This is a genomic window from Flavobacterium notoginsengisoli, assembly GCF_014207905.1.
Lineage (GTDB): Bacteria > Bacteroidota > Bacteroidia > Flavobacteriales > Flavobacteriaceae > Flavobacterium > Flavobacterium notoginsengisoli_A.
In genome coordinates this window covers 1,496,492-1,516,762 of sequence record NZ_JACHLB010000001.1, presented here as the reverse complement: position 1 = coordinate 1,516,762, position 20,271 = coordinate 1,496,492, and the positions used below count along the sequence as shown (strand labels likewise).

Below are 20,271 nucleotides of genomic sequence, written 5' to 3'. Positions count from 1 at the left end.
TTGCAGATTTATCTGTAATATTCTCTATTATATATATAGGTATAACTTTTAATGATTTCTGACCGAGAAATTCCTTTTATTTTTGATTTTGAAGTAAAATTTTGGATTAAAAAAACAGACTCTCATAATCTAAAAATAGTTTTACAATTCCATTTTATTAAAATCATAAAGAATATTTTCTTTTGAAACCGATTTACCTAGCCCAGATTGTAGTGAAAAGCCCGGAGTAAAAAAAGCATAAGTTTCTTGTTTTAAAAAAGCGACCAACGGAAGCTCTTTTTAAAACATTAGAAACTTTGCTTTTTTTATGAGGACTTGTAGCGAAAAGCTGGAAATAGCTTCTAATTATTATAAAATTGAACTCAAAACACTAACTATCAATATTTCTCAAAACATTGTTAATTCTTTATCTGACATCTTGTCATATTCGTTTCAATTACCCTATCTTTGCACTTTGAAATTTTGCAATGGAAAAGATTATTGAAGAAAGCAAACAAGGCGAAAGTCTTGTTTTGGAAAATAAACCTGAGAATACTAAAAAACTTTTTATAGAAAGTTACGGCTGTGCGATGAATTTTTCGGATAGTGAAGTCGTAGCTTCCATTTTGTCTGATGGAGGATACAATACAACTTCAGTTTTAGAGGAAGCTGATTTGGTTTTGGTAAACACTTGCTCCATTAGAGATAAAGCCGAACAGACTATTCGTAAACGTCTTGAAAAATACAATGCGGTAAAACGCACGAATCCGAAAATGAAAGTAGGCGTTTTGGGCTGTATGGCGGAACGTTTGAAAAGTCAATTTTTGGAAGAAGAAAAAATCGTTGACCTTGTAGTTGGTCCTGATGCTTATAAAGATCTTCCAAATTTATTGGCAGAGGTCGAAGAAGGACGTGATGCTATCAATGTTATTTTATCGAAAGAGGAAACTTACGGAGATATTTCGCCTGTTCGTTTAATGAGCAACGGAATTACTGCTTTGGTTTCTATCACTCGTGGATGCGATAATATGTGTACGTTTTGCGTAGTACCTTTTACGCGTGGACGCGAAAGAAGTCGCGAACCTCAAAGTATCATGAAGGAAATTCAGGATTTATGGAATAATGGTTATAAAGAAATCACACTTCTTGGTCAAAACGTTGACAGTTACCTTTGGTACGGTGGCGGTTTGAAAAAAGATTTTGTAAATGCTTCTGAAATGCAAAAAGCTACAGCGGTAGATTTTGATCAATTATTAGAAATGGTTGCTGTTGGTTTTCCTAAAATGCGTATTCGTTTTTCGACTTCAAATCCGCAGGATATGCACGAAAGCATTTTGCATGTTATGGCAAAATATCCAAATATCTGTAAACATATTCACTTGCCTGTTCAATCGGGAAGCAATAGAATTTTGAAAGAAATGAATCGTTTGCATTCTCGTGAAGAATACATGGCGTTAATTGACAAAATTAGAACTATTGTTCCAGATGCTTCGATTTCGCAAGATATGATTGCTGGTTTCCCAACAGAAACGGAACAAGATCATCAAGATACAATGAGTTTGATGGAATATGTAAAATATAATTTTGGTTATATGTATTCGTATTCTGAACGCCCAGGGACTTTGGCTGGAAGAAAAATGAAAGATGATGTTGAGGAAGAAACTAAAGCGAGAAGATTACAAGAAATTGTTGATTTACAACAAAAACATGCGTGGTTTAGAAGCGAGGAATTTGTTGGAAAAACGGTTGAAGTTTTAGTAGAGAAAGTTTCTAAGAAATCTAAGGAAGAATTCTCAGGAAGAAATTCTCAAAGTATTACTGTAGTTTTCCCAAAAGAGAATTACAAAATTGGAGATTTCGTGAACGTAAAAATCACAAGCTGTACTAGTGGAACTTTAAAAGGTGAAGCGGTTGGGTTAAGTAGCATGAATTAAAAAAATGTTTCAAGTTTCAGGTTTCAGGTTACAAGTTCTTTGCGTAACTTGAAACCTGAAACTTGAAACAAAAAAATATAAGCCAAAGTTTTAAGTTTTAGAAAGAACCTGAAACCTGAAACAATAAAAAACTTGAAACAAAAATCTATATGGAAACAGTTCAAGCAATAAAACAGCGATTTGAGATTATTGGTAACGATCCAAAATTAAATCGCGCTATCGAAAAAGCCATTCAGGTTGCTCCAACTGATATTTCAGTAATGGTAACTGGAGAAAGTGGTGTTGGTAAAGAAAATATCCCTAGAATTATACATTCGCTTTCGCATAGAAAGCACGGAAAATATATTGCAGTAAACTGTGGAGCAATTCCAGAAGGAACAATTGACAGTGAGCTTTTTGGACACGAAAAAGGTGCTTTTACAGGTGCGACAAGCACTCGTGAAGGTTATTTTGAAGTGGCTGACGGCGGAACTATCTTTTTGGATGAAGTTGGAGAATTACCTCTAACAACTCAAGTAAGATTATTACGTGTTTTAGAAAACGGAGAATTCATTAAAGTTGGATCTTCACAAGTTCAAAAAACTAATGTTCGTATTGTTGCTGCGACAAACGTAAACTTATTTAATGCTATTGAAAAAGGTAAATTTCGTGAAGATTTGTACTATCGTTTAAGTACAGTCGAAATTACTTTACCGCCTTTGCGTGAGCGTAATGACGACATTCATTTATTGTTCAGAAAATTTGTGGCCGATTTTGCTCATAAATATAAAATGCCACCTTTAAGACTTGACGATGATGCCGTACAACTTTTACAAAAGTTCAGATGGAGCGGAAATATTCGTCAGCTTCGAAATGTGGCAGAACAGATTTCTGTTTTAGAAACTAATCGTGACATTAGTCTGGCGACTTTACAATCTTATCTTCCTAGCGAAGGAAGCAACTTGCCTTCTGTAATTAGCGATAGCAAAAAAGAAAGTGATTTTAGTACTGAAAGAGATATTTTGTACAAGGTCCTTTTTGACATGAAAAGCGATTTGAATGATTTGAAAAAACTGACTTTGGAATTAATGAAAAATGGCACTTCTAAAGTACAGGATATTAATCCGAATCTAATTCAGAAAATATACGGAAATCAACAAAACGATAGTGAAATTGATTTTGAGGAAGAACCAAGAACGGCCGTAATGACACCATCTGTTCGAGAAGAAAACTATCAAATGCCCGAAGACAATTATTTGTTTGCCGAAACAATAGAAGAAGAAGAAATTTTACGTTTGGAACAAAAAGAAATCGAAATGATCAAAAAATCATTAGAAAAAAACAAAGGAAAACGTAAGGCGGCGGCAGATGAATTAGGTATTTCGGAAAGAACTTTATACCGTAAAATCAAACAATTCGACCTATAATAAATCTCAATATTTAAATTCCAAATCCCAAATTGGTATATTTGGCAAGATTTGGAATTTGACTAATAAACATTATGAAAAAAATATATTCTCTTTTTGCCTTTTTAAGCCTTTTTATGTTGAGTGGCTGTTCGGTTTACAATTTTACAGGAACAGGCCCAATTGATGCCAAAACGTTTCAGGTTAATTTCTTCCATAATAATGCAGATTTGGTTGAACCAGGAATAGACAGAACTTTTACATTGGCTTTACAGGATTTGATCATGAATCAAACCAACTTAAACTTGGTTCCAAATGGAGGAGATTTAGTTTACGAAGGAGAAATTATCGATTATAGAACCACTCCAATGACAGCCACAGCAGTTGGATCAAATGGTGAGGTTGGTGCGGCACAAAACCGTTTAACTATTCGTGTCAATGTACGATTTACCAATAAAAAGAAAGAAAAGGATGATTTTGAGAAATCTTTCGAATTCTATTATGACTTTTCTGGACAACAACTTCCTTCGGGAACAGTTTTAAATGATGCTATAAAAACTATTTTCGAAAGAATCACACAAGACATCTTTAATGAATCTTTAGCAAAATGGTAAAATGTTTATTTGTTGAATCGGTTATTCTTTAGTCGATTTTCAAAAACAGTTAAACAAATAAACCATTAAACGATTAAACAAAAAAAGAATGAACGTTACCGATTATACCTACTTAATGAACAAACCCGATGCTATTACAGAAAAGCAGGCGGATGCATTAGGAAGTGTTTTGAATGAGTTTCCGTATTTTCAAAGTGCACGCGCATTACGATTAAAAGGCCTTTACAATCAAAACAGCTTTAAGTATAATTACGCTTTAAAAGTGACGGCTGCACACACATCTGATCGTTCTGTTTTGTTTGATTTTATTACTTCGGAGGCTTTCACCTCTATTCAAAACGATTTTTACGAACAAAAACTAAGAGATCTTCTCGAAATTACTGTTTTTGAAAGCGAAATAATTTCACCTGAACAAATTAGAAAAGCTATTGAAATAAAAACGGAAACTGAAGAACAACCAGTTTCAGAGACCATTAAACCTACTGAAACTCCTGTTGTTGAAGAGTCTGTTAAAACTGAACAAACTAAAAATATTCCAGAAATAGATCCGGCTATTTTTCTTGCCATTAAAGAAGCTCAATCTATAACTTTTGAAAAACCGATAAAACAAGAAGAACCAAAAACACTTCCTGTAATTGATGAATCTATTTTTAATGCAATTAAAGAAGCACAATCTGTAACTTACGAAAAACCAGTTGTAGAAGAAGAAAATAAAATCACAGTTGCAGAAGAAACTTTCAAAGAAAAAGAAACTGAGTCAATTTCTGAAACAATTAAAACGGAAGAAACTAAAATTGACCGCATTGAAAACTCTATTTTAAGTTCAATTAAAGTTTCAGAAACTCCTTCTATAACTGAACCTGAGGTTATAAATCCAGTTGAAGAACAAAAATTTGATCGTGTTGAGAATTCTATTTTAAGTTCGATTAAAGAAGCCGAATCTGTAAATACTGAACAGCCAGCAAAAACTGAAGAAATAAAAGCCGAACCAACTGCAGAAGAGCCAGTTCATAATTTGGCTGAAGATGAAGATGACAGCGTTATCGAAGAAATGATAATTCCGGAATTTAAAATGAATCCCGTTGAACGTTCTATACTTTCTTCAATTAAAGAAGCTGAAACTGCTACACCTGAACAGCCAAAAGAAGTTGCTCAAGAGCAAATATCAAACGAAATTGAACCTGAAATTGAAGAAGTAATTCAAGTTCAAAGTGAAGAAACCAATGAATCTGTAAAAACAGCTACTGAGCATTTAGAAATAGGAACTCCTTTAGATTTTTCTCTTAGCGAAAAACATTCTTTTCAAGAGTGGTTGCAATTATCTCGAACAGAACCAATTGATCGTTCTAACGAAATTTCAGAAGAAAAAGACAGTAAGACTGCCGCTGAAATTGAAAAAGAAGAGCAGTTAATTATGGAAGAGAGACAAAAAAAGGCTGAAATTATCGATAAATTTATTGAAAATAATCCGAAAATCTCTCCTATAAAACCAGGCACAAGTGCTCCAGCAGTACAAATTGAGAGCAATTCTGAGGACAATTCTTATCTCATGACAGAGACTTTGGCCAGAGTATATCTGGAACAAAAGAAATATACAAAAGCAATTCAAGCTTATGAAATATTAATTTTGAAATATCCAGAAAAAATTACTTTCTTTGCAGACCGCATATCGGATATAAAGATTTTACAACAAAATAACAATAACAATAATTAAGTAATGAGCACATTTTCAATTTTTTTAGTTTTAATCACAATAGTTTGTTTTCTATTGATCGTAGTTATCATGGTACAAAACCCTAAAGGAGGCGGATTGTCTTCTACTATTAGTGGAACACAAATGTTAGGTGGAGTACAAAAAACAACTGACTTTTTAGATAAAAGTACTTGGACTTTAGCTACTGTTTTAATTGTGCTAATTTTACTTTCTAGTTTAAGTTTTTCTGGGGCTTTAAGCGATACAGATTCTAAACTTATTGACAAAACAGAAGCTCCTGTAAATACACCAGCAGCTCCTGCACAAGGAACTACTCCTGCTCCAGCAGCACCAGCAACTAAATAATTTTAGTTCAACATAAAAATTCTAATGCCAGCCTGTCAAAGCTGGCATTTTTTTTAGGAAATAATGTCAGTTTTAACAGCATGGCATAATTTCTGAAAGTTTATAGAACAGAAAAAAATGTATAACTTATAATAATATAAAATCATGGCTTTAAACATTAAACCGCTTTCAGACCGCGTACTTATTGAGCCTGTTGCAGCTGAAACTAAAACTGCTTCAGGTATTTTTATTCCAGATACTGCCAAAGAAAAACCACAAAAAGGAACTGTAGTTGCAGTAGGAAACGGAACTAAAGATCATACAATGACTGTAAAAGTTGGTGATACTGTTCTTTATGGCAAATACGCAGGAACTGAGCTAAAATTAGAAGGCACTGATTACCTAATCATGCGTGAGGACGACATCCTTGCGATTATCTAAAGATTGCTATAAGCTATAAGCCGTAAGCTATAGGCCTTACTGAAAAGCTTAAAACCTACTGCCTAAAGCTTAAAGCCAACAAAAAATGAGAGATTTTAAAAAATATGATATTTGGCAACTCAGTCATTCTTTAACTTTAGAAATCTATAAACTAACTTCTTTTTTTCCAAAAGAAGAACTCTATGGGTTAACAAGTCAAATAAGAAGAGCATCTTCTTCAATCCCAACCAATATTAGTGAAGGATGCGGAAGAAATAGTGACAAAGAATTTAATCAATTTCTCAACATTGCTTTGGGTTCTGCAAATGAAACCGAATATCTTTTGATTTTAGCTAAAGATCTACAATATCTCGATAATGTAATTGCAGAAAATAAGCTCGAAAAAATCAACAGTATAAAAAGCAAAATTTACAAATTAAAACAATTGCTGACGCAGCAATAAGCTCTAAGCTGTAGGCTATAAGTCTTTCAAGAAAGTATAATGCCTAAAACTTAAAGCAAAAAAAACAATTACTAATCAAGCAGTAGAAAATGCCTAAAGCGTAAAGCCTACTGCCTAAAGCAATAAAAAAATGGCAAAAGATATAAAATTTGATATTGAAGCACGTGACGGATTAAAACGTGGTGTTGATGCATTAGCAAATGCTGTAAAAGTGACTCTAGGACCAAAAGGTCGTAACGTAATTATCGGGAAATCATTTGGTGGACCTACAGTTACTAAAGATGGTGTTTCTGTTGCAAAAGAAATCGAATTAAAAGACGCATTAGAAAATATGGGTGCGCAAATGGTTAAAGAAGTTGCTTCTAAAACCAATGACTTAGCTGGAGACGGAACTACAACTGCTACAGTTTTAGCTCAAGCTATCGTAAAAGAAGGTCTTAAAAACGTTGCTGCAGGTGCAAATCCGATGGATTTAAAACGTGGTATCGACAAAGCGGTTGAAACAATCGTGGCTGACTTAGCAAAACAAGCTAAAGTTGTTGGAAGCGATTCTGATAAAATCCAGCAAATTGCTTCTATCTCTGCTAACAATGACGAAGTTATTGGTGAATTAATCGCTACTGCTTTCGCTAAAGTTGGAAAAGAAGGTGTTATCACTGTTGAAGAAGCTAAAGGAACCGACACTTTCGTTGACGTTGTTGAGGGAATGCAGTTTGACAGAGGATACCTTTCTCCTTACTTCGTAACAAATCCAGAGAAAATGGAAGTTGAATTAGACTCTCCATACATCTTATTATACGACAAAAAAGTTTCTTCTTTAAAAGAATTACTTCCAGTTTTAGAACCAGTTGCACAATCAGGAAAACCATTATTGATTATTGCTGAAGATGTTGACGGAGAAGCTCTTTCTACTTTAGTAGTAAACAAATTAAGAGGTGCTCTTAAAATTGCTGCTGTAAAAGCTCCTGGTTTCGGAGACAGAAGAAAAGCAATGTTAGAAGATATCGCAATCTTAACTGGTGGAACTGTAATTTCTGAAGAAAGAGGTTATACTCTTGAAAATACTACTATCGAAATGTTAGGAAATGCAAAAAGAGTTTCTATCGATAAAGATAACACAACTATCGTAAGCGGTGCTGGTGAAGCGGATATCATCAAAAACCGTGTAAACCAAATTAAAGGTCAGATGGAAACTACTACATCTGATTACGATAAAGAAAAATTGCAAGAGCGTTTGGCTAAATTAGCTGGTGGTGTTGCTGTTCTTTATGTTGGTGCTGCTTCTGAAGTTGAAATGAAAGAGAAAAAAGACAGAGTTGATGACGCTTTACACGCAACTCGCGCTGCTGTTGAAGAAGGAATCGTTGCTGGTGGTGGTGTAGCTTTATTAAGAGCTAAACTTGCTTTAGCTGACTTAAAAGCTGACAATGCTGACGAAGCTACAGGAATCCAAATCGTTTCTCGTGCTGTTGAAGCTCCATTAAGAACTATCGTTGAAAACGCTGGTCTTGAAGGTTCTGTAGTTGTTGCTAAAGTTTCTGAAGGAAAAGGTGATTTTGGATACAACGCTAAAACTGACGAATATGTAGATATGCTTACTGCTGGAATTATCGATCCTAAGAAAGTAACTCGTGTAGCTCTTGAAAATGCTGCATCTGTTTCTGGAATGATCTTAACTACAGAATGTGCATTAATTGATATTAAAGAAGAAAATGCCGGAGGCGGAATGCCAATGGGAGGCGGAATGCCAGGAATGATGTAATTCATTCTCTTCTTAAAACTTAAAAGCGCCGGATTTTTATCTGGCGCTTTTTTTTAGCCACGAATTCACGAATTATTTTTTTCAAATCTATGTAATTTATGGATAAAGATATCCGCAAAGATTAAAAAAAAATAATTCGTGAATTCGTGGCTATTTTTTTTATTTAACATTCTCTTTTTCTTTAAAAAACCTGTTATTTCTACCTTTGCAATTCTATTTAAAATTGCACAATGAGAAAATTCATAACTCACCTTTTATCTTTTACATTCTTACTTCTTGCTAATTTTTTACAAGCCCAAAACAATAAAGACAATTATGTAGTTTTAGTCTCTATGGATGGTTTTCGTTGGGATTATCAAAAACAGTTTAATCTGCCAAATCTAAAACAAATTTCAAAAGAGGGCGTTCATGCCAAATCAATGAAACCTTCATATCCAACTAAAACATTTCCTAATCATTATGCAATTGTAACAGGGCTTTATCCTGATCATCATGGGATTATAAATAATGTTTTTTACGATGCCGCTCTCAACGAATCTTTCTCATTATCATCTAAAGCAAAAAATGATTCAAGATTTTATGGAGGAAATCCTATTTGGAATTTGGCAGAACAGCAAGGTGTAAAAACCGCTTCTTTTTTCTGGCCTGGTTCTGATATTGACAAAAGAAATCCTAGTTATTATAAAAACTACGATAATAAGATTCCATATGGAGCTAGAATTGACACCGTTTTAAAATGGCTGCAACTTCCTGAAAAACAAAGACCTCATCTGGTTACTTTATATTTCGACGAACCAGATCATTCTGGGCATAATTTCGGCCCGCTTTCGCCAGAAACTAAAAAAGCAGCAACCAAAATGGACTCTATTATGGGGGAATTATCTCGTAAATTAGATCAATTACCAAATGGAAAACAAATCAATTTAATTATTGTTTCAGATCACGGAATGGCCAATATCAGCAATGATAAAAAAGTAGCTGTTTTAGATTATTTAAAACCAGAATGGTTAGGTTACAAAGATGTTATTAACCCTATTATGAGTTTACAGGCAAAAGCAGGTTTTCAAGATTCTATTGCCAATACTTTGAAAAAAGTACCGCATATTAAATACTGGAAATCAACTGAAGTTCCTGAAAGATTGCATTACGGCACAAATCCGCGTGTACATGATTTTGTTATTGAAGCTGAAAAAGGATGGAGTTTAGTAAGCAAAGAAAGTACACATATAAAAGGCGGAACTCACGGCTATGACAACAACAATAAAGATATGCATGCCATTTTCTATGCTAAAGGGCCTGCTTTTAAAGTAAATAAAGAAGTTAAAACCTTTCAAAATGTTTCTGTTTACCCTTTAATCGCACACATTTTAGGTTTACAAGTTGGCGAAATTGATGGAAAATTCAGTGATGTAAAGTCAATGCTTCGTTAATTAAGATAATGTGTCAATTAGAAAATGTGATAATTTGATAATCTTACAATTAGAAGATTTTATAAATTGAATTGCCTCCAGATTTATCTGGAGGTTATATGTCGAAACACCAAAAGGCTTTAGCCAAACTTTATAGTTCGGCTAAAGCCTTTTCTCTTTAACAAAATCTATTCCTCCAGATAAATCTGGAGGCAATTCAAAAAAATGGAATTATAAATTAGACCTTTTTTAAATTCTAATTTGAATTATCTAATTTTCTAATTGCCACATTATCTAATTATAATGCTGTTGAAACAGAAACCGATTTCCAGCTTTCTAATTCTCCTTGAACACTTGCTATTTTTTGATTCGCCATATTATAAGCATCTTCACCTAAAAACAAATGCAATGGAGGATTCTGATCTTCACTTACTTTAATTAAAGCTTCTGCTAATTTAACTGGATCTCCAGGCTGATTTTCATTAATATCGTCCTTGTGAGCGCTTTCAGATTGTCTTACTTCTTTATAATCTGCAATTGGATTTTGTGGCAATAACAACGAACTGTCCTTTAAGAAGTCTGTTCTAAAATATCCCGGATAAACGATTGTCGCATGAACTCCAAACGATTTTACTTCTGCAGCCAAAGATTCTGTTAAACCAGCAACGGCGAATTTTGTGGAACAGTAAATTCCCCAACCTGGAAATTCTCCATAATAACCTCCAACTGAAGAAATATTAAAGATATGTCCAGATTTGTTAGCACGAAGAATTGGCATTGTATTTCTGATTACATTCAGTAATCCGAACACATTTACTTCGTAGTTTTTTCTAGATTCTGCATCGGTTAATTCTTCTAATGCTCCTAATAATCCGTAACCGGCATTGTTTACTAAAACATCAATTGTTTTGAAATGATTGATAGTCTTACTGATTGCATTTTTAACGCTTTTTTCATCAACTAAATCCATTTCTAAAGGAAGAAAACTTTCTGATATAGCGCCTAATTCTTTTACTAAAGAAGCCTCATTTCTTGATGTTGCCGCTACTTTATAACCTTGTGCTAATAATTTTTTAGCTAATTCTAATCCGATGCCTTTTGAAGCACCTGTGATAAACCAAACTTTTTTATTGTCCATGATTTTAATTTTTTACGTTTAAATTACAGGACAAAGGTATTGGCGAAGTGCTTATCAAATATTAAAGCAATCAAGCAAGAAGTTACAAAAATCAAACAATTTCTGCTAAACGATAGTTTTTGGGTGAAACCTGAACATTTTTTTTAAAGAAATTGATAAAATGAGATAATTCTTCGAAGCCTAAACACCATGCAATTTCATTAATATTCCAATTGGTTTGTTTCAGCAGAATCATAGCTTCTTGAATAATTCTTTCTGAAATAATCTGAGAAGTCGTTTTTCCTGTAGTTTCTTTCAATGCTTTATTTAAATGATTTACATGCACATTTAATTGACTTGCATATTCCGAAGGCGAACGAAAATTAATTTGCTGAGAAATCGATTCAATCGGAAATTGTCTTTCTAATAATTCCATAAACAAAGAAGAAACACGAATTGTAGCATTCGATTTACTATATAATGAAGCAGTTACAGTCTGCGTTTTCAAAGCTAAATGAATAATTTCAAAAACTAGATTGCGAAGCACATCATATTTAAAAGCATAATCAGAATTAATCTCATCCAGCATTCTTAAATAAACTGCTTTTAACGATTCTGTTAACTCCGCAGAAATTGGAACAACAGGATTACCGCCTGGTTGGAAAAGTGGATATTCTTTTAAATTCCCAAACTGACTAAAAAAAGCATCTGTAAAAATACAGAAAAACCCTGTTTGATTTTCATCAATATGCTCCCAACTGTAAGGAATCTGCGGATTTGCAAAGAACAAAGCCTGATCTTCAATCGCAACAACTTTATCCGCGTAGTGCACTCTATTTTTTCCAATGATTAAACTGATTTTGTAAAAGTCTTTTCTTGTGTAAGGCAAAGGATTACAAGTACTTCCAATATAATCATCCAGTTTAAAAACATTAAAATGCCCAATCTCTTTTTTAAGATTTTCAGGCATTCCATTTATTTTTACTGTATAAAAATCTTCTAAAGTTTCTGTGAGTTTCATTTTGTAAAGTTACAAAAATCAATCTTTCTAAAATTAGAAAATTGACAATTGATAATTAACAATTCACAATTATTAAGAGACCACTTTATAAGTTGGATCTTCAATAACGTTTACTTTAATAACTGCATCAGCATTTTTAAGCAATTGTCTGCAATCAGAACTTAAATGCTGTAATTCTACCGTTTTATTTTCCTGATTGTATTTTTTCGTTAGATTATTTAAAGCTTCTATAGCAGACATATCTGAAACGCGGCTTTCTTTAAAATCGATTATGATATGATTGGGATCGTTTTGAATATCAAATTTCTCTAAAAATGCAGTTGTTGAACCAAAAAATAAAGGCCCGTAAATTTCATAATGTTTTATTCCGTTTTCATCAATATAATGACGTGCACGGATTCGTTTGGCACTTTCCCAAGCAAAAACTAACGCTGAAATAATCACACCAATTAAAACTGCCAAGGCCAGATTATGCAGTACAATTGTAATTAGAGCAACAAGAATGCCGACAAAAATATCATGTCTTGGCATTTTATTAATGATTTTAAAACTAGCCCATTCGAAGGTTGTAATAGCAACCATCATCATTACGCCGACTAAAGCCGCCATTGGCAATTTACCAATTACTGGCGCACCAAAAAGAATAATAATCAAGATCGTCAAGGCGCCAATAATTCCAGAAAGTCTCGCTCTCGAACCAGCGCCAAGATTCACAAGTGTCTGTGCGATCATTGGACATCCGCCCATTCCATAGAAAAAGCCATTTAAAATATTAGAACTTCCTTGAGCAATGCATTCGCGATTACTATTTCCTCTTGTCCCTGTAATTTCATCAACTAGATTTAAAGTAAGCAAACCTTCTGTTAAACCTACTGCAGCAACAATTACTGAATAAGGAAAAATAACTTTTAACGTTTCAAATGAAAATGGAATATTAGGAATATGAAACGGAGGAAATCCGCCTTGAACAGACGCAATATCTTCTACTGTTTTTGTTTCGATATTAAAAACAATTACCAAGGCAAAAACTACCATAATGGCAACTAAAGATGCTGGAATTGTTTTAGTAATCTTCGGAAAAATCAGAACAATAGCAATTGTTAAAGCTACCAAACCTAACATCGTATATAAAGGAGTTCCTTGAAGCCAAGAAACTTGTCCGTTTACAATTGTTTTAAACTGTTCCAACTGCGACATAAAAATTACAACAGCTAAACCATTTACGAAACCAAACATAACAGGCTGCGGAACAAGTCTTATAAATTTTCCGAGTTTAAAAAGTCCGATACAAATTTGAACTACGCCCCCAAGTGCGACAGCCGCAAAAACATATTCTATTCCGTGTGATTTCATCAATGCAATCAGAACAATTACAGTTGCTCCTGCTCCACCCGAAATCATTCCAGGTCTTCCTCCAAAAATAGCAGTAACTAAACCCGCAATAAAAGCTGCATATAAACCAACTAGCGGAGGAAATCCAGCTAGAATTGCAAAAGACAAAGATTCAGGAATCATCGTCATGGCAACAGTTAAACCAGCTAAAATTTCATTTTTGTAATTTACCTTTTGAGTGAAGTCGAAGAGTTGGAAAGCTTTTTTCATAGGGCACAAAATTAAAAAAATTATATGCAAAAAAAGCACAAACCTTTCTGTAATAGAAAAGCATTATTCGCCATGAAAAAGACTAAACAGTTATTTTTAATTTAACTGTTTTAAAAGAAAAAGGAAGATTGAAAGAATAACGTTTATCATTTTAAGAATTTAGTTCTTGTCAAAAATTTTTCACAAAATACTTACAAAATAAACAAATGCACTAGCGTATTTACACCTGTTTTTTTATTTCATTACAAATCAAAATTTAATCTATTCTCTCGCAAGTATAACCTAAGCAATGCACATAATCCATAATATTTTCGCATTGTAAATCAATACCTTCTACCCGAAGGATTTTATCGCAATCTTCCAAATCAAAATTAATTTTATAGTCAGGAAATTGAGATTGTATAACTGCGATTACATAATTTTTATCAGATTCTTTCTGAACATTTGTTTTAAAAATCTCCACAACCATATCTGCCTCTTTTAATTCTTTAAACTGGTACATATCACTTTGATTAAAAAGATTATACAATTTTTCTAGGGTAAAAATACCTTACGAGTTTTCTTTTTGATCACAAATTCTGCTTTGATTTTGAAAGGCTTAAAATTAAGTAAAAACTTTCAATAAAGGCTTTTTTATTTAAGTAAATTCTTCTTTTTTATAATTATTAAAAAGGGAGTTTTACTTTTAAATTTATCATCCAAACTCAATTCAAAAATAAATCACAAACCGCTATTACAATAGCAATTTTATACCAGTGGCGTATGATTTATACGAATGGCGTTAGTATAAATTATTCTTTACAAATGACTAAAAACTATACGATTATATTATTTTTGCCGTCATGAAAATTCTCAAAATCTATCAAAATTTCTTTCTTAGAAATCTCATTGTACACACCTTTATACTATTGGTGATTTTTGCCTGTGTTTATGATGAACTTCATTTGGCAGGTCATAACTTTTGCTACATGGCAAGTAAAATTGCAATAGGATATTTTCCATGTATTCTTTGGATTACTGTTTTTAATCTATTTGTAATTAAAAAGCTATTATTCAAAAGAAAGGTAAAAGTATTTTTTCTGCTGTTTTTAACTTACTGGACTTCTTTTTATTTTTTTATTAATTGGTTTTTCCCTTTGGTTGGCTTTGGAAATTTCAAAACACTGCAGATTTTATCGCTTCTTATTAACGGAATGTTTTTCTATTTTATTCATGTTGTGATTACGAAAAAAATCATGGATGCAGATAAAGATATTATGAATTTCAAATCGGAACTTTCGTTTTTAAAACAACAATTGAATCCGCATTTTTTGCTAAATGCCATGAATAACCTTTATGGAGAAGCATTGGCAGAACCTGATAAAGTTCCCGATCGAATTCTGAATCTTTCGGATATGCTGCGATACCAAATTGAAGCTTCAAAAAAAGATTATGTTTTATTGGAAGAAGAAATTGCTTTCATTACAAAATATATCGAATATTATACGTTTAGAAATGAAAGACTTGCTGTAAAACAAAACATTGAAGGATTGCATGATGAAATCGAAATTCCACCTTTGTTCTTTTTACCTTTGGTTGAAAATGCAGTGAAATTTTCTGCGGAAACTGCAGAACCTTCCATCAATCTGGATTTGAAAGTAAAATGTCGAAGTGTAATTTTTACGCTAAAAAACAACTGTTTAGATTCTGAATCACGACTTTCGAGCACCGGAATCGGGATTGAAAATCTAAAAAGACGTTTAGAAGTTTACGGCCTAAAACACACTTTGAGCTGTAAAAAAGAGAAAAATATGTTTACCGTAAAATTATGCATATGGCACTTACCTACCGCTGTCTTATAATTGATGACGAATCTCCTGCTCATAAAGCTTTAATTTCGCACATTTCTAAATTTGACGAATTAGAACATTCTGGAAGTGCTTTTAATGGTATGGAAGCCATAAAATTACTCAACGAAAATCAATACGATATTATTTTCCTCGACATTAATATGCCAGTGATTTCGGGTGTAGAATTAATGGAATTACAGCCGAATCGTCCGCTTACAATTGTGACAACGGCTTATTCTGATTTTGCACTTTCTGCCTATCAAAATGATGCGATTGATTATCTTTTGAAGCCCATTTCTCCAGATAAATTTGCTAAAGCCATAGAAAAAGCAAAAACATACCATTCTGGAAATAACCTAAAAAAAGAAGATAGCAACGACGAAAAAATTCTTTCGTGCCGTTCTAATGGACAAGTAATTGAAACGGCATTACCTGATATTTTGTATATAGAAAGTCTTGGCAACTACATGAAATTGTACAGCCGAAAATTAAAATCTCCTATTATTATTTACGGTTCACTTGCCAGTATTGCTGCAGAAATCGACTGTTCTCATTTTGTTCAGGTGCATCGTTCGTTTATTGTAAATACACGTGAAATAGTCTCTATTATCAATAAAATCTTAACAATGAGTAATGGAGAAAATATTCCTGTTGGAAGAAAATATCAGATTTTGTTAGACAATTTACCTATTAAATAAGTTGTCTCTTATTTCGATTGTTTGTTTACCTTTTACATTATGAGAATTAAACAAAATATTCAACTTATTTCTGCGCAAAGAAAAAAGAATTATTTTTCTTACAATAAAAATTCAGGAAACTAAATTATTTTTGTACTAAATCTAATACATATTAAAATCTTGTATCCTCAATAATTACAGGCTTTTTCAATTTTACGAAAACGTTATATTGATTTAATTTAAATAAAGTGAAAATATATCTACATGCAATTTTGTGAATTATTTTCCTAAAAAATATACTAAGATGAATAACTTTTCTTACTTAATTATTTAAATTCGCGAGATACACAACTACTAAGATTATTTTATAACCAATGCGCATTTTTAATTTATTTAAACGATCAGATATAGAATGTCCGAGATGTCTTGGAAAAGGATTTGTTGACTGGGAAGATATTGCTCGATTAAATCGAAGATTAAAATGGGTTCCTGCACCTTGCGCCTATTGTAACGCAACAGGAAAAGTTGAGAAAGAGATGCTTTCTAAAGTTGCTGTAGATTGCATGTACCTTACCATTGATTTACCAGAATCTGTAATCGAAAAAATAAAAGAGGGTGATCGTGAAACTGTAGAAAAAGGCAAACAGCGCGAACTCTTTGTTGAATTTTTAATCCAATATGCAGAACATCATTATTTTACTCAAAATATGGATGCTGAAAGTATTGCAAACTTATACTTGAAAAACGAAGCCGAAAATGCGCCCTTTTCTGCAACACGAGAAGAATTAATAAAATACATTCAGGGTGTAATCGAATTAAAAAAATCGGTATTAAACTAAGCTTTGTTACTCTGTTACTTTGTTTCAAAAAAAGAAAAACAGGTATAAATACGTATAGCCAGAACTTTATTTTGGCGTAAACTTGCTGTGAATAATTTTTAGTTTAGAATAAGGTTTTCACCTAGAAGGCTTTTAAATTTTTTGTCACTTTTTTTGGAAAACAGAAGTGGGATTTCAAATCGCTGGTACCGATTAGAAATCCCACTTTTTTTGTTTGATGTTTGACCACATTTTTTTAAGCAGGACTTCCTGAGAATAACGCAAAGTTCACCAAGTTTTTTGCTGAGAAATTTAGGAGGTCTTAAAAGCTTTGCATACTTTGCGATAAAAAACATCACTTTAAAAGTCTAAAATCAAATTTCAGGCAGTATTTTTGCGTTCTGTAAACGCCACGAAATTAAAGCCCAAAATCAGCATGAAACGAGAACATTATATTCCGTTCAACAAAGAATTTTTACTAGAACAGCAAATTGCAATCTTCGCCGAAGATGCTAAAAAGGTAGAAGGTTTTAAAAAACTTTTCGATATTATCGAACATTATTACCATTACGAATCTTTTAATCTGAATCGAAATCTAAAGCAAAATTATGCGCTCTACGATCCTGATTTAAGCGAAAAAGAGCGTGAGCAGTTTATAAACAAAAGTGATTTTCCTATTTTTAAAGAAACGCTGCTAAAGGTTTTAGAACGTGGCAATTATTACAGAATTGATCAAAATGCTTTAGACAAAGCTTTTAAAGAATCTGATTTGATTGGACTGAATCTTTCTATAGATTTTAATGCTTTTAAGGATTACGAACTTTATGCAAGAGGGCATCATAAAACCAGAGAAAAGATTAAAAAATATTTTTTCTGGAAAAAAGAAGTCGAAATTGAATATTACGATCGTGTCTTAATTTATTTAAACTACAGCGACGCAGATTATCTTAAAAGCAAGAAAGTCAAATTAGGAAAAATGCCAATCGATCCAGGTTCAATTGGATTGAAAATCTTCAAACGAGTTCCTAAAAATGATCTCGAAACGATTTTCCCAAATGCGATTCCGAAAATGTCTTTAAAAGACAAAATGCTGCTTTGGGTTCCGGGTGTTTTTGGTGGACTTTCGTTACTATCTGCTAAAGTAATTCCGGCTTTAATTAATATGTATGACGCCTATCAAACGGGCGAAACTATCGATTTATTAAACAGTAAAACTTCCTTAAATCAAGGTTTAATTGCATTAGGAATTTTGGGTGCGTATTGCTTTCGCCAATACAATAATTTTATAAATAAGAAAATCAGATATTCTAAAACATTATCGGATAGCTTGTATTTTAAAAATGTTGGAAACAATAGTGGCGCCTTCTACTCTCTTTTAAATTCATCTGAAGAAGAAGCTCTAAAAGAAACGATTTTAGCTTATACTTTTTTACACGAAAGTGAAAAACCGATAACAGCAGAAGAACTCGACAACAAAATAGAATCTTGGTTTAAAACAAAATTAAATACAGATTTCGATTTTGATGTAAACGATGCTTTATTAAAATTAAAAAGCATCGGACTTGGTTTAGAAAACAATGGAAAATGGTCTGTCCTTTCGCTAAGCGAAGCACTTATTACAATTGATGAGTTATGGGATAATGTTTTTCAGTATAATTTAAAATAGTTTTATTCTTAGTTAGCAGTTATTTATTCTCCGATTAACGTAAAAGAAATTTCATTAGATTTACTGCAACCTAACTATAAAACCACAAAAAATGAGAACATTAGACCAATGGTTTGCGGAATATGCTGTAAGTCACCAAAACCCCAAAAACAAAGCTATACACTATATTTGTGTACCAGCAATTTTCTTTTCTATCGTCGGATTAATAATGAGTATTCCGAGTTCGATTATTTCAAACACGTTAAAACTAAATGCGCCAATAATCGAAAATTGGGCTTTTGTTGTTTTACTTTTTGTTCTTGTTTTCTATATCAGACTATCTCTTTCAATGGCTATTAAAATTGCTGTTTTTTCTATGCTTTGCTTAGTTATAAATTATTATATCGGGCAGTTTGTTCCGTTGTGGGCATTTTCAATAGGCGTCTTTGTTATTGCTTGGATCGGACAATTTTACGGACACAATATCGAAGGAAAAAAACCATCTTTTCTTAAAGATCTTCAATTTCTATTGATCGGTCCTGCTTGGGTTGTGGAAAATTTATTTTCAAGAAAATCAAATTAAAGTGAAAGCAGAAAAGACTAGCAGGACAGCACAATATATGGCGTTCTTTAGAGCGTTGGAAACACAGCGAAAAGATAGATTGTTTGTAGACCCATATGCAATTCATTTTATAGATTCGAAATTGAGACTTGCAACCCGTTTGTACAAATATTCAGTTGTTGCAAAATATATTAATAATACTATACAGGAAAAGATTCCGGGAGCATTATCTTCCGGAATTGCAAGAACAAAATATATTGATGATTTGCTTAAAAATGCTATTTCAAAAGGCGTAAAACAAGTTATAATTTTAGGTGCCGGTTTCGATACTAGAGCCGTACGTCTTGATTTTCTAAAAGCTATTCCAGTAATAGAAATTGACCATCCGAATACATCAAATTTTAAAGCTCAAGTTTACAAAAACAGAATTGGAGAAATTCCTACGAACATCCGTTTTCTTCAAATTGATTTTAACAAACAAGATTTAGATCAATTGGCATTAGAAAACAATTTGGATTTTTCTAAACCAACTGCCATTATCTGGGAGGGCGTGACTAATTATCTAACCGAAGATGCTGTAAAAAACACCTTTTCGTTTATTTCAAAATTTGCTTCCAACAGTCACATTATTTTTACTTATGTTCATAAAAATATACTGAGAAATCCAGCATCTTTTTTGGGTGGCAAAAAACTTCTGGAAGATCTTGAAAACCTCGAAGAACATTGGACATTTGGCTTTCTTCCCGAAGAACTTCCAAACTATCTAAATCAGTTTGACATTGCGCTTTTAGAAGATTTAGGAGCCAATGAATATCGCGAAAAGTTTCTCCCAAATCGCTCAGAAAAAGGATATGAATTTTATAGAACTGCTATCGGAATAAAAAAATAATCGACTCATTATCAGCAAAAAATATACTTTGTATATAGAATTAAGCAAAATTAACAGATGGTTTTTGCTAATATTTTCTTAATAAAAAAACAACGAATGATATAATA

19 protein-coding genes are annotated in these 20,271 nt (G+C 32.6%); 15 read left to right on the top strand and 4 right to left on the bottom strand.

The window, feature by feature from the left end; all coding sequences use genetic code 11:
* Positions 1 to 467 precede the first annotated feature (467 nt).
* From miaB to HNP35_RS06500, 9 genes are all read left to right on the top strand, one after another.
* Positions 468 to 1,913, top strand: a complete 1,446-nt coding sequence (gene miaB / locus HNP35_RS06540) for a tRNA (N6-isopentenyl adenosine(37)-C2)-methylthiotransferase MiaB (RefSeq protein WP_184157656.1) — start codon at positions 468 to 470, stop codon at positions 1,911 to 1,913.
* A gap of 149 nt (positions 1,914 to 2,062) precedes the next feature.
* The gene (locus HNP35_RS06535) at positions 2,063 to 3,319 is read left to right on the top strand and encodes a sigma-54 interaction domain-containing protein (protein WP_184157657.1); all 1,257 of its coding nucleotides are present in this window, start codon (positions 2,063 to 2,065) and stop codon (positions 3,317 to 3,319) included.
* Between the two features lie 74 nt (positions 3,320 to 3,393).
* Positions 3,394 to 3,912 carry an LptE family protein gene (locus tag HNP35_RS06530; RefSeq protein ID WP_184157658.1) on the top strand — a complete coding sequence of 173 codons (519 nt, stop codon included), beginning with the start codon at positions 3,394 to 3,396 and terminating at the stop codon, positions 3,910 to 3,912.
* 826 nt (positions 3,913 to 4,738) lie between these two features.
* Positions 4,739 to 5,626, top strand: coding sequence for a tetratricopeptide repeat protein (locus tag HNP35_RS23990; RefSeq protein WP_411268043.1), 888 nt, complete (start codon positions 4,739 to 4,741; stop codon positions 5,624 to 5,626).
* A 3-nt stretch (positions 5,627 to 5,629) separates the two neighbouring features.
* Positions 5,630 to 5,971 (top strand): preprotein translocase subunit SecG, encoded by a 342-nt coding sequence (secG, locus tag HNP35_RS06520; protein WP_184157660.1) that lies wholly within the window; start codon positions 5,630 to 5,632, stop codon positions 5,969 to 5,971.
* A 144-nt stretch (positions 5,972 to 6,115) separates the two neighbouring features.
* A complete protein-coding gene (locus HNP35_RS06515) occupies positions 6,116 to 6,391 on the top strand; it encodes a co-chaperone GroES (RefSeq protein WP_008467105.1) in 276 nt (91 codons plus the stop codon).
* 85 nt (positions 6,392 to 6,476) lie between these two features.
* The gene (locus HNP35_RS06510) at positions 6,477 to 6,833 is read left to right on the top strand and encodes a four helix bundle protein (protein ID WP_184157661.1); all 357 of its coding nucleotides are present in this window, start codon (positions 6,477 to 6,479) and stop codon (positions 6,831 to 6,833) included.
* Positions 6,834 to 6,963: 130 nt separating this feature from the next.
* The gene (gene groL / locus HNP35_RS06505) at positions 6,964 to 8,595 is read left to right on the top strand and encodes a chaperonin GroEL (protein WP_111365082.1); all 1,632 of its coding nucleotides are present in this window, start codon (positions 6,964 to 6,966) and stop codon (positions 8,593 to 8,595) included.
* 230 nt (positions 8,596 to 8,825) lie between these two features.
* Positions 8,826 to 10,025 carry an ectonucleotide pyrophosphatase/phosphodiesterase gene (locus HNP35_RS06500; protein WP_184157662.1) on the top strand — a complete coding sequence of 400 codons (1,200 nt, stop codon included), beginning with the start codon at positions 8,826 to 8,828 and terminating at the stop codon, positions 10,023 to 10,025.
* A gap of 277 nt (positions 10,026 to 10,302) precedes the next feature.
* Here HNP35_RS06500 and HNP35_RS06495 read toward each other — a convergent pair whose 3' ends face one another.
* From HNP35_RS06495 to HNP35_RS06480, 4 genes are all read right to left on the bottom strand, one after another.
* The gene (locus tag HNP35_RS06495) at positions 10,303 to 11,142 is read right to left on the bottom strand and encodes an oxidoreductase (RefSeq protein WP_184157663.1); all 840 of its coding nucleotides are present in this window, start codon (positions 11,140 to 11,142) and stop codon (positions 10,303 to 10,305) included.
* Between the two features lie 91 nt (positions 11,143 to 11,233).
* Entirely contained in the window at positions 11,234 to 12,142 is a 909-nt protein-coding gene (locus tag HNP35_RS06490) for a helix-turn-helix domain-containing protein (RefSeq protein WP_184157664.1), read from the bottom strand.
* 72 nt (positions 12,143 to 12,214) lie between these two features.
* The gene (locus tag HNP35_RS06485; RefSeq protein ID WP_184157665.1) at positions 12,215 to 13,744 is read right to left on the bottom strand and encodes a SulP family inorganic anion transporter; all 1,530 of its coding nucleotides are present in this window, start codon (positions 13,742 to 13,744) and stop codon (positions 12,215 to 12,217) included.
* A 256-nt stretch (positions 13,745 to 14,000) separates the two neighbouring features.
* Entirely contained in the window at positions 14,001 to 14,246 is a 246-nt protein-coding gene (locus HNP35_RS06480; RefSeq protein ID WP_246453353.1) for a hypothetical protein, read from the bottom strand.
* Between the two features lie 466 nt (positions 14,247 to 14,712).
* Here HNP35_RS06480 and HNP35_RS06475 point away from each other — a divergent pair, with 466 nt between their 5' ends.
* The 6 genes from HNP35_RS06475 (at position 14,713) to HNP35_RS06450 (ending at position 20,164) form a co-directional block, all read left to right on the top strand.
* Positions 14,713 to 15,585 (top strand): sensor histidine kinase, encoded by an 873-nt coding sequence (locus HNP35_RS06475; protein WP_246453351.1) that lies wholly within the window; start codon positions 14,713 to 14,715, stop codon positions 15,583 to 15,585.
* Entirely contained in the window at positions 15,558 to 16,271 is a 714-nt protein-coding gene (locus HNP35_RS06470; protein ID WP_184157667.1) for a LytR/AlgR family response regulator transcription factor, read from the top strand. The genes HNP35_RS06475 and HNP35_RS06470 overlap by 28 nt, the downstream gene beginning before the upstream one ends.
* 353 nt (positions 16,272 to 16,624) lie before the next feature.
* Positions 16,625 to 17,089, top strand: a complete 465-nt coding sequence (locus HNP35_RS06465; protein WP_184157668.1) for a hypothetical protein — start codon at positions 16,625 to 16,627, stop codon at positions 17,087 to 17,089.
* A gap of 415 nt (positions 17,090 to 17,504) precedes the next feature.
* The gene (locus HNP35_RS06460; RefSeq protein ID WP_184157669.1) at positions 17,505 to 18,734 is read left to right on the top strand and encodes a TMEM143 family protein; all 1,230 of its coding nucleotides are present in this window, start codon (positions 17,505 to 17,507) and stop codon (positions 18,732 to 18,734) included.
* Between the two features lie 91 nt (positions 18,735 to 18,825).
* Entirely contained in the window at positions 18,826 to 19,296 is a 471-nt protein-coding gene (locus HNP35_RS06455) for a DUF962 domain-containing protein (RefSeq protein ID WP_184157670.1), read from the top strand.
* 1 nt (position 19,297) lies between these two features.
* On the top strand, positions 19,298 to 20,164 hold the full coding sequence (locus HNP35_RS06450) for a class I SAM-dependent methyltransferase (RefSeq protein WP_184157671.1): 867 nt from the start codon (positions 19,298 to 19,300) through the stop codon (positions 20,162 to 20,164).
* Positions 20,165 to 20,271: the final 107 nt, after the last annotated feature.